General features: G+C 71.6%; 10 protein-coding genes. 5 read left to right on the forward strand and 5 right to left on the reverse strand.

The features are described from left to right. The first annotated feature begins 420 nt into the window (after positions 1-420). Positions 421-3375 (forward strand): glycine--tRNA ligase, encoded by a 2955-nt coding sequence (locus AB0A74_RS41390; protein ID WP_358258536.1) that lies wholly within the window; start codon positions 421-423, stop codon positions 3373-3375. A 108-nt stretch (positions 3376-3483) separates the two neighbouring features. Here the strand turns inward: AB0A74_RS41390 and AB0A74_RS41395 are convergent, their stop codons facing one another. After that, on the reverse strand, positions 3484-5211 hold the full coding sequence (locus tag AB0A74_RS41395) for a S8 family serine peptidase (protein WP_358258524.1): 1728 nt from the start codon (positions 5209-5211) through the stop codon (positions 3484-3486). Between the two features lie 310 nt (positions 5212-5521). On the opposite strand from AB0A74_RS41395, the gene AB0A74_RS41400 reads away from it, so the two are divergent. Further along, a complete protein-coding gene (locus tag AB0A74_RS41400) occupies positions 5522-6643 on the forward strand; it encodes a substrate-binding domain-containing protein (RefSeq protein ID WP_358258525.1) in 1122 nt (373 codons plus the stop codon). On the opposite strand, the gene AB0A74_RS41405 is transcribed toward AB0A74_RS41400, so the two are convergent. Next, entirely contained in the window at positions 6636-7079 is a 444-nt protein-coding gene (locus tag AB0A74_RS41405; RefSeq protein WP_358258527.1) for a helix-turn-helix domain-containing protein, read from the reverse strand. The two genes, AB0A74_RS41400 and AB0A74_RS41405, sit on opposite strands and share 8 nt — an antisense overlap. 81 nt (positions 7080-7160) lie before the next feature. Here AB0A74_RS41405 and AB0A74_RS41410 point away from each other — a divergent pair, with 81 nt between their 5' ends. Both AB0A74_RS41410 and AB0A74_RS41415 read left to right on the forward strand, forming a co-directional pair. Then, positions 7161-7817, forward strand: coding sequence for a DUF899 family protein (locus tag AB0A74_RS41410; RefSeq protein ID WP_358258529.1), 657 nt, complete (start codon positions 7161-7163; stop codon positions 7815-7817). Positions 7818-7820: 3 nt separating this feature from the next. After that, entirely contained in the window at positions 7821-8249 is a 429-nt protein-coding gene (locus AB0A74_RS41415) for a pyridoxamine 5'-phosphate oxidase family protein (protein ID WP_358258531.1), read from the forward strand. Here the strand turns inward: AB0A74_RS41415 and AB0A74_RS41420 are convergent. Continuing rightward, a complete protein-coding gene (locus tag AB0A74_RS41420) occupies positions 8246-8968 on the reverse strand; it encodes a hypothetical protein (RefSeq protein WP_358258532.1) in 723 nt (240 codons plus the stop codon). The two genes, AB0A74_RS41415 and AB0A74_RS41420, sit on opposite strands and share 4 nt — an antisense overlap. A 23-nt stretch (positions 8969-8991) precedes the next feature. Beyond that, positions 8992-9333, reverse strand: a complete 342-nt coding sequence (locus AB0A74_RS41425; RefSeq protein ID WP_358258534.1) for a hypothetical protein — start codon at positions 9331-9333, stop codon at positions 8992-8994. A 247-nt stretch (positions 9334-9580) separates the two neighbouring features. Here AB0A74_RS41425 and AB0A74_RS41430 point away from each other — a divergent pair, with 247 nt between their 5' ends. After that, complete coding sequence (locus AB0A74_RS41430; protein WP_309114094.1) at positions 9581-9787, forward strand: cold-shock protein; 207 nt, start codon at positions 9581-9583, stop codon at positions 9785-9787. Position 9788: 1 nt separating this feature from the next. Here AB0A74_RS41430 and AB0A74_RS41435 read toward each other — a convergent pair whose 3' ends face one another. Next, complete coding sequence (locus AB0A74_RS41435) at positions 9789-10208, reverse strand: nuclear transport factor 2 family protein (protein ID WP_358258535.1); 420 nt, start codon at positions 10206-10208, stop codon at positions 9789-9791. Positions 10209-10739: the final 531 nt, after the last annotated feature.

The raw sequence follows: 10739 nt of genomic DNA on the forward strand, positions 1-10739 counted from the left end.
CGCGGCCGGGGGCGGGCGGGGGGGGGCGCCCCCGGGGGGCGGCGGGGGGGGGGGCGGGGGGGCGGGGGGGGGGGGGGGCGCGGCGGGGGGGGGGGGGGGGGGGGGGGGGGGGGCGGGCCCGGGGGGGCGCGGCGCGGGTCGCCCGTCGCGCGCGGGGGGTGCGGTGCGCGAGGGGGCGCAGGTCGCCGGCGGAACCCGTCGGGTTCGCCCGGCCTCGGCGGCCGGTTGTCCACTCGCGCTCCTCCCTTTCCCCCGGACCTGCCCTGGTGGACGCGCCGGTGCCCTCTGGGGTTGCCCACAGGGTGGCACAGCCCCACATCCCGACGAGGTGATACCGGGTCTTGACAGCCTGTGACCAGTGAAGTAACCCGACCGTGAGGGTCCCGGTGCCCCGTTCGTAGACTTCACCCCGTGCTCACGATGCAGGACGCGCTGCTGGCGCTGACCAGGTACTGGACCGAACGGGGCTGCATCGTCGTGCAGCCGTACAACACCGAGGTCGGTGCGGGCACCCTCAACCCGGCGACCGTGCTGCGCGTCCTCGGCCCCGAGCCGTGGCGGGTGGCCTACGTCGAGCCCAGCGTGCGGCCCGACGACGCCCGGTACGGGGAGAACCCCAACCGCCTCCAGACCCACACCCAGTTCCAGGTCATCCTCAAGCCCGACCCGGGCGACCCGCAGGAGCTGTACCTGGGCAGCCTCGAAGCGCTCGGCATCGACGTGCGCGCCCACGACGTGCGGTTCGTCGAGGACAACTGGGCCTCGCCCGCGCTCGGCGCGTGGGGCCTGGGCTGGGAGGTGTGGCTGGACGGGCTGGAGATCACCCAGTTCACCTACTTCCAGCAGGCCGGCGGCATGTCGCTGGACCCGGTGTCGGTGGAGATCACCTACGGCATCGAGCGCATCATGATGGCGTTGCAGGGCGTGGACCACTTCAAGGACATCGCCTACGCGCCCGGCATCTCCTACGGCGAGGCGTTCGGCCAGGCCGAGTACGAGATGTCCCGCTACTACCTGGACGACGCCGACGTCGAGGCCAACAAGCGGCTGTTCGAGGAGTACGCGTCCGAGGCGCGGCGCATGCTCGACGCCCGCCTGCCCGTGCCGGCGCACAACTACGTGCTGAAGTGCTCGCACACCTTCAACGTCCTCGACGCGCGCGGCGCGATCAGCACCACCGAGCGGGCGCGCGCGTTCGCCCGCATGCGGGGGCTGGCGCGCGAGGTCGCGCAGCTGTGGGCCGCGCGGCGCGAGGAGCTGGGCCACCCGCTGGGCCTGGTCGAGCCGCAGGCCGCGCCCGAGCTGCCCGCCGCCGGGGCGACCGACGGGCCCGAGACGCTGCTGTTCGAGATCGGCACCGAGGAGCTGCCGCCCGCCGAGGTCACCCGGACCGTCGAGGCGGTGCGCGCGGCCGTGACCGAGAAGCTCGCCGCGACCCGCCTCACCCACGGCGAGGTCCAGGTGCACGGCACGCCGCGCCGGATCGTCGTGCTGGTGCCCGAGGTGTCGCCGCGCGAGCCCGACGCCGAGAAGACCATGCGCGGACCGCGCGTGTCCGCCGCGTTCGACGCCGACGGCGCGCCCACCAAGGCCGCGCAGGGCTTCGCGCGCGGTCAGGGCGTGGCCGTCGCCGACCTGTCCCGGGTGGTGGAGAACGGCGTCGAGCACGTCGCCGTGGTCAAGACCGTCCCCGGCGGCGGTGCGGTCGAGGTGCTCGGGACGCTGCTCGCGTCGGTCGTGGCGGAGCTGCGCGCCGAGAAGAACATGAAGTGGAACGACCCGAAGCTGTCGTTCACCCGCCCGATCCGCTGGCTGCTCGCGCTGCTGGGCGCCACGCCGGTGCCGGTGGGCGTGTCGGCGCTGGTCTCCGGCACCACGACCCGCGTGCACCGCACCGCCGAGTCGCCCGTGGTGGAAGTGTCCACTGCGGACGGTTACCTGGAGTTCCTGGCGCAGCACGGGATCACGGCGTCCGCCTCGGTCCGCGGGGACGTCATCGTGGAGCGCGCGGCCGAACTGGCCAAGTCCGTCGGCGGGGTCGTGGACTTCGAGGGCGTGCTGGACGAGGTGACCAACCTGGTCGAGCAGCCGACCCCGTTGCTGGGCTCGTTCGACGCCAAGTACCTCGAACTGCCGCAACAGATCCTGACCACGGTCATGCGCAAGCACCAGCGCTACCTGCCGGTGCGCGCGGAGGACGGCTCGCTGCTGCCGCACTTCGTCGCGGTGGCCAACGGGTCCATCGACGAGGACCTGGTGCGCCGCGGCAACGAGGCCGTGCTGCGCGCCCGGTACGAGGACGCGGCGTTCTTCTGGCGGGCCGACCTGCGCACGCCGTTGGCGGACATGAAGGCGGGCCTGGAGAAGCTGACGTTCGCCGACAAGCTCGGGTCGATGGCCGACCGGGCCGGGCGGATCGCGGTGCTGGCGGGCCGGTTGGCCGACGTCGTCGGCGGCGCGGACGACACGCTGACCCGCGCGGGCGAGCTGGCCAAGTTCGACCTGGGCTCGCAGATGGTGATCGAGCTGTCCAGCCTGGCCGGCGTGATGGCCCGCGAGTACGCGGCGCGCGCGGGGGAGACCCCCGAGGTCGCGCAGGCGCTCTACGAGATGGAGCTGCCCCGCTCGGCGGGCGACGCGCTGCCCGCGTCCCGGGCCGGCGCGCTGCTGTCGCTGGCGGACCGGTTCGACCTGCTCGCGGGCCTGTTCGGCATCGGGGCCAACCCGACCGGCAGCTCCGACCCGTTCGGGTTGCGGCGGGCGGCGCTGGGCGCGGTGAGCGTGCTGCGGGCGTTCCCGGAGCTGCGCGACATCACGCTGACGCGGGCGCTGTCCCTGGCGGCGCGGGACTTGGACGTCTCGGCGGACGCGTTGGAGAACGCGCGCGAGTTCGCCGTGCGGCGGTACGAGCAGCAACTGCTGGACGCCGGCCACGACCACCGCTTCGTCAACGCGGTCCTGCCGCTGGCCGACGCCCCGGCCCAGGCCGACGAGACGCTGGCGGAGCTGACGGCGCTGGCCGGGTCGGAGGACTTCGCCGCGCTGGTCGCCGCTCTGCAGCGGGTGCGCCGGATCGTGCCCGCCGAGACCGCGCCGGAGTACGACGCCGGTGTGCTGGGCGAGCCGGCCGAGGTGGCGTTGCACAAGGCGTTGGCGGAGGTGTCGTTCGAGGGCGCCGGGCTGGCGGCGTTCGTGGCGGCGGCGAGCGGGTTGACCGGGCCGGTGAACACGTTCTTCGACGAGGTGCTGGTGATGGCCGAGGACCCGGCGGTCCGCAAGGCCCGCCTGGGCCTGCTGGCGTCGATCCGCGACCTGGCCGCGCCGGTGCTGGACTGGCAGGCCCTGGGCACCGCGCTCGGCGACCGAAGCGCCTGACCGGGAGCGCCGGGACCCCGCCCGACCCGGAAGGCGGAGAGCGCCGCCCGGCCTGAAAAGCGAAGAGCCCCCGCCCGAACACCGGGCGGGGGCTCTTTCGCGCGTCGATCAGATGTGGCTGCCGCCCCGGGTCACCGCTCCGTACGCGTCCACGATGCCGTGGCCGTAGAAGCCGTTGAACTGGGCGTCACCCTCGCAGGTCGCCGTGAACTCCGCCGGGCGGCCTTCCCGCTCGTAGGAGACCGTGCGCGGGAACGGGCAGGCGCGCTGGGTCGCCGTCTTGTAGAGGACCTTCTCGACCTTGTCCGGGGACAGGGTCAGGGTGCCCGGGTGGGCGCGGTCCTTCTTGCCGTACTCGCTGACCACCAGGGCCGCCACGCCGGCCGCGTGCGGCGCGGCCATCGAGGTGCCCTGGAGGTACTGGTAGTAGCCGCAGGACGTGCCCGCGCAGTACTTCGCCACGCCGGCCGCCTGGCCCTTCGCGGTCACGTTGCCGGCCTCGTCGATGTTGCCCTCGGCCAGCGCCACGTTGCGCGGGTAGGTCGAGCGGATCAGGTTCTCGTTGGTCCGGTACCACGGGGTGCCGAAGCCGTCGCGGAACCAGCCGCCGGGGGCGGACAGGTCGGTCTGCTCGGTGCCCCAGTTCGAGTAGTCGGCCTTGGCCAGCGACGGGCCGAGCGACGACACCGAGATGACGTGCTCGCCCTCGGTCGGCAGGTGCAGGCACTTGCTGTTGTCGATGGCGCGCGGGTAGTTGGTGCCCGCCGGGTAGTTCGGGCTGGCCGCGTCGGTGCGCGGGTTGCCCAGGTCCTCGTGGTTGTTGCCGCCGGCCGCGATCAGCGTCACGCCCTTGCGGTGGGCGTAGTCCAGCGCGCGCTGCACCGCCGTGATGGTGGCCCGCTGCTCCAGCCGCGCCTGCGGGCTGTCGGCCGGGTTGTCCAGGCAGTTCATGTACCACGGGTCGATGTAGAACGACATGTTGATCACGTCGAGGCCGATGTCGGCGCCGTAGGTGATCGCGTCCACGACCGGCTGGAGGAAGAAGTAGCCGGAGTCCTGGGCGCCGCGGATGTTGACCAGGGACACGTTCGGCGCGACACCGGAGATGCCGAAGCCGTTGGCCGCCGCGCCGATGGTGCCCGCGACGTGGGTGCCGTGGCCGTTGTCGTCGTGGTCGTCGGGGTCGACGCAGCCGCGGAACTCGCAGGGGCCGTCGACCTCGTTGCCGTTGGGGTCGGTGGGGATGTCGATGGTGAAGTTGCGGGACAGCTCGCGGTTGAAGTTCGGCGCGATGTCCGGGTGGGTGCCGTCGACGCCGGTGTCGAGGATGCCGACGTAGACGCGCTTGTCACCGGCCTGCCGGGCGCGGGCCTTGTCGGAGCGGACCAGCCTGAGGCCCCACAGGGCGTCGTCGAGCGGGTCCATGCCGGCCGTGGCGTCGGGGGACTTCGCCGGCGATGGGGACTGGGCCGCCGCGCCGAGGTGCTCGCGTTCGACGACCCGCCACTCCCGGTTGCCCGGGGTGTCGGTGGGGGCCGCGCCGAGCGGCTTGAGGCCGGTCGCGCCGAGCACCGCGTCGGAGGCGGAGACGCGCTGCACGAAACCGGCGGCGGGCGCCTTGACCGTCAGGGTGCCGACGGCGGCGTTCTCGGCGAGGACCCGGCCACCGGCGGCGGCCACGGCGGCCTTGGCCGCGTCGGTGCTCGCGCCGTCCTCGACGACGACGGTGAAGTCGGCGGTGCCCGGCTGACCGGCCGCGGGCTGTGTCCCGGTCGTCAGCAGCGCGGCGGTGGTCGCCACCACCAACGCCGAGGGAACGATTCTGCGTGTTCTCACGCGTGTCTCCTCACAGACCCGGAGGGGGTATGGGTCGGGCGACACCCTGGCAAACAAATCCGAACGCCGGTAGCCGTCATTCGTAGTCAGTGAGCACCGTAATCGTTTGTGCGCGATCAGTTACATCCTGTGTTTTGGTAACGATCCGACCTGCGCGTTCGATCTTCCCCGAAGGCCGCCCAACGATTGGTGCGGACCATTTGGCACCAAGGCGTTGCTACGTCTTGACGAAGCGGCGTCGCGGGAGATGGAATCGGCCATTCTGTTTCGATCCACCGATCGGCGGTCGGTCCGCGCAAGGGGTTGGCGAATGCGAAGACTACGCGGAGTGGTGTGCTGCGCCGTGCTCGTCCTGACCGCGGCGGCGTGCGGGGTGGACCGCAAGCCCGCCGGCGGGCCGGAGCCGGTCGCGCCGCTCCAGCCGGGCGACAAGCCGGTGGTCGGCGTGATCCTGCCCGACCGCGACTCGTCGGACCGCTGGGAGGAGCAGGACCGCCCGCTGCTGGAGTCCGCGTTCAACTTCGCCGGCATCACGCCGCTGATCGAGAACGCCGAGGGCGACGAGAAGAAGTTCCAGAGCATCGCCGACGAGATGATCCAGCGCGGCGTGAAGGTCCTGATGACCACGCCGTTGAGCACCGAGGGCGGCGCGACCGTCGAGCGCAAGGCCAAGCAGGCGAACATCCCGGTCATCAACTACGACCGGATCAGCCTCGGCGGCCAGGCCGACTACTACGTCTCCTTCGACAACCTCAACGTCGGCGAACTGCAGGCCGAGGGCCTGCTCAGGTGCCTGGGGAACAAGCCGGGCGCGCAGATCATCGAGATCCAGGGCGCGCCGACGGACAACAACGCGACCCTGTTCGCCGACGGCCAGCGCCGCAAGCTGGGCCCCAAGTACGACGCCGGCGCGCTCAAGCTGGTCAAGAGCCAGGCGATCGACCAGTGGGACCCGGTGCGGGGCAGGGCCGTGTTCGAGCAGATCCTCGACGACAACGGCGGCAAGGTGGACGGCGTGGTCGCCGCCAACGACGGCCTCGCCGGCGCGGTGATCGAGGTGCTCAAGGCGCGCGGGCTGGCGGGCAAGGTGCCGGTGACCGGTCAGGACGCCACGCTGGAGGGCCTGCGCGCGGTGCTGCGCGGCGACCAGTGCATGACCGTCTACAAGCCGATCCGGGACGAGGCGGAGGCGGCGGCGCGGCTGGCGATCGCGGTGGCGCGCGGGGACATCAGCGGCGCGGACGACCTGGCCACCGGCAACACCCGCGACCTGGTGTCGCGCCGGGACGTGAAGTCGGTGCTGCTCGGCGCGGACCTGATCACCAAGGCCGACGTGCGGCGGCTGGTGGCCGAGAGCGTGGTGAAGTCCGTGGACCTGTGCGCGGGCGACGTCCGGCCGGTGTGCGACGAGCTGGGCATCCTGGTCAACTAGACCCGGGACCGGCCAGCAGGTCGATGTCCTTCGCGGTCATCGGGCCGCCGCAGTGCGCGCAGGTCAGCTCGACGTGGCTGACCTGCCCGCACGCGTGGTGCCGGTAGAGCACGGGCGGGCCGTCGGGGGAGACCCACCGGTCGCCCCACCGCACCATCACCATCAGCACCTCGACCAGCTCGGCGCCGCGTTCGGTGAGCGCGTACTCGTAGCGGTTGGTCGCGTACTCGCGCCGTTCCAGCACTTCGCGCTCCACCAGCCACTTGAGGCGTTCGGTGAGCACCTTGCGGGAGATCCCGAGGTCTTCCTGGATCCGGTCGAACCGGTTGATGCCCGCGTAGACGTCCCGCAGGATCAGCGGCGACCAGGGCTCGCCGATCACGTCGAGCGTGCGCGCGATGGAGCACGTCATGGTCCCGAAGTCAGTCCGCTGCACCCACCCGAGTCTACGCGCGAGGGTTCCCTGAAGGAACCTGCTCCTGATACGGTTCCCTCAAGGAACTGATAGGGAGGCACCATGAACCGCCCGGACGTCGTGTCGAGGGACCAGTGGCAGGCAGCGTTGGACGACCTGCTGGTGCGCGAGAAGGAGTTGACGCGGGAGCTGGACGCCCTGGCCGCCACCCGGCGCCGGCTGCCGGTGGTCCGCGTGTCCGCCGACCACCGCTTCACCGCGCCGGACGGCTCGACGGTCGGCCTCACCGACGTGTTCGCCGGCCGCCGCCAGCTCGTGGTCTACCACCACATGCTCGAACCCGGCCAGGACTGGGTGTGCGGCGGCTGCACGTCGTTCACCGACAACATCGCCGACCAGTCGCACCTCAACGCCCGAGACACCACGCTGGTGCTGATGTCCCGCGCGCCCCGCGCCGAGATCGACGCCGTGCGCGACCGGTTCGGCTGGACCGTGCCGTGGTACTCCGCCGACCCGGCCTTCTACTCGGAGATCGGTCTGACGGGCGGGTTCCGGCTGAGCGTGTTCCTGCGGGACGGCGACGAGGTCTTCTACACCTACTACACGACCGCGCGCGGCGTGGACCGCCTGCGGCTGGACTTCAACCTCCTCGACCTCACCCCGTACGGGCGGCAGGAGACCTGGGAGGACTCGCCCGAGGGGTGGCCGCAGACGCCGACGATGGCGTGGCTGCGCCCGCGCGACGAGTACGGGAGCTGACCCGTGGAACTCACCGCCGCCGAGCGCGACGCGTTCCTCGCCGAACCCCACGTGGCCGTGCTGACCATCGCCGCGCCGGACCGCCCGCCGCTGACCGTCCCCGTCTTCTACGCCTATCGCGACGGGCTGATCAGCTTCTTCACCGGCACCCAGGGCCGCAGGGCGCGCAAGACCCGCCTGTTGGCCGCGACGGGCGCGTTCAGCCTGTGCGTGCAACGCCCAGAGCCGCCGTACACGTACGTCACGGCGGAGTGCACGGTCGTCCGCACCGAAAGCGCACCCGACGTGGCGGACGTGGTCGCGGTCGCCGCCCGGTACATGCCCGAGGACGAGGCGCGCGAGTTCGCCGAGACCGAGATCGCGCACCCGGCGGGCACGTTCGCCCTGTTCACCGGCCGGCCGGACCGCTGGATCACCAGGCGGTTCGGCTAGTCGCCGTCGTGCCGGCCCGAGATGAACTCCTGGAACCGGATCTTCGCCCGGATCAGCGGCTGTCGCACGCGCGCCTCGCGCCGGTACGCGCGACGCAGCTTGCGCGACCCCTCGGTGTACCGCCAGCGCGCCCACGGCGACCCGGGCCGGGCCAACCGCAGCGCGCCGATCTCGGGCAGGACCGGCACCAGCAGGCCCAGCAGCCCGGTCCACACCTTGCCCTTGAGCAGCGCGACGATGGCGAAGCCCAGGTTGACCAGGATGATCACGACCCGGACCCACACGCCCTCGCCGTAGAACTCGTCGTACCCCAGCGGCCGGGCGCCCAGCAGCAGCAGGCCGGTCATGCCGATGGCGAGGAACACCGCGTCCACCGACAGCCGGCCGTCCTTCTCCCAGTACACGTCCCGCAGGTGCAGGATCAGCGCGAACTCGTCCAGCACCAGCGCCGCGCCCACGCCCAGCAACGCCGACGCGGCCGCCCGCCACCCGTGCTCCTCGTCCGGCACGGCGAGCCCCGTCACGCCGCCCACCAGCATGAAGACCGTGCCGGGGACGACGTGGTGGATGTGCGTGCCGCCCGGGGTGATGTTGCCCGGCCACCACCGGACCTTGGCCCGGATCATCCGCACGCTGATCCTGATCAGGACGAACGTGACGACCAGGCCGAGGAAGAAGAACAGCAACCGGGTCTGCGGGAGGTGGAGGGTCGAGAACACCTCCCCATCTTCACTCGACCGGCCTACTTGAAGGTGATGCCCCCGTTGATCTCGCCCGCTTGCACCACCGGTCCGGTGGGGTTCCCGGTCAGGTGGTTGTTGACCCGGCCGGTCTGCCGGACGGTCACCCGTTCGTGTTCCCGGCGGAGCCGGTCGCCGAACGCGGCGTCCTCGGCTTCGGCCCTCCGCAGCACCTCGCTCAACGCCGCGACCTGCGGCGAGTCGGGTGCGGCGCCCTCGGCGGCGGTGAGGGCGGCGGTGGCCTCCGGATCGTCGGCGAACTTGGCCCGGACCAGCGCGTACAGGCCGGCGAAGGCGCGGGAGGCGAGGGAAGCGGCGATGGTCACCAGAACGGGTTCGGACATGGCGGAAACCCCCTGTGATCGCGTCTTCGCCCACGGTAGCAGTGAGACTCGCCGCTTCCCGACGCTCGACTGCCACGGGGTTGGCGTGGTTGACTGTGTTCGGTCGTACCTATCTGTGTTCGTGTTCCACCACGCTCGCGGATCGGAGTTGCGGGCGTAGATCTTCCTCGACGGGAGGGGCTCCACGCCCCAACGGACCCGGTGGTCGCAAGCGCGATCCGGCACCTGTTAGAGGAGAAGTAGCAAGATGGCAGTTCAGGGCACCGTCAAGTGGTTCAACGCGGAGAAGGGCTTCGGCTTCATCTCCCCGGACAACGGTGGCGCCGACGTGTTCGTGCACTACTCGGAGATCCAGTCCACGGGCTACCGCACGCTGGAGGAGAACCAGCGGGTGGAGTTCGAGATCGGCCAGGGCCAGAAGGGCCCGCAGGCGCAGACGGTTCGACCGCTCTGACCTAGGTCCGATTCCCATCGGATGACAGTGGAGCCGCCATCCCGGCAACGGGGTGGCGGCTCTTCTCCTCCCACCCGCCGTACACCCGCTTGCCGACCAGCCGGGCCCCGTCGAACAGGAAGAACACCCCGCTGCGCCCCCCGACGCCGTCCCCGTCGAGCCGCAGCTCGACGATCACGGCCCCTTCGGCGTGGTGCAACGAGACGACCCGACTCCACAACCGGGGCCCCGCGGCGACGACCCGCTCGTAGTACCCCACCACCGCGGCCCGCCCCTCGATCACCTCGCCGGTGGCCATCACCTCCCACCGAGCGTGGTCGAACACCCCGACGGCCCCCTCGAACTCCCGCTCGTTCTCGGCCTCCAGGTGCTCCAACACGATCGCCTCGCGCAACGCGCGCAGAGACTTGGACGCGGTCACCGCATCCCTCCCCTCACCCAGGTGCCCGACCAAACACCCCCACGCCACCACCAGTCAAGACGGCACCCGACTGACGCCAAAGCACGCTCCGCGCGCTTCGCGCCTCCCCGCCCTTCGCGCCCAGCCGCGCTTTTGATGGGCTCCCAAGCCCAAAGGAAGGGCCTCGGTCTGTCCCCGTACGGCCTGGGCGCAGCCCAACCGTGCTTTGGTCTTCTCCGCAACCAGCTTTTCCGGTTGCGGAGAAGACCAAAGGGTGGTTGCCTCCGGCAGGCCGTACGGGGACAGACCGACGCCCTTCCACCCCCGGGGGCCTGCCCGCCGGCGAGGCTCTTTCGCTTTCGAGCGCGTCAGCGCGTTCACGCTCTTCAAGATCTTCAAGCGCTTTGAACAACGCGCGTAGCGCTCTCAAGAGAACGCGCGAAGCGCTCGAAAGATCAAAAGCGGCGCTCGCCGCGCGGCAGGCCCCCGGGGGTGGAAGGGCGTCGGTTCGTCCCCCGCACGGCCTGCCGGAGGCAACCACAGATCGCCGGG

Source organism: Saccharothrix sp. NPDC042600 (assembly GCF_040647305.1).
Classification (GTDB): domain Bacteria; phylum Actinomycetota; class Actinomycetes; order Mycobacteriales; family Pseudonocardiaceae; genus Actinosynnema; species Actinosynnema mutabilis.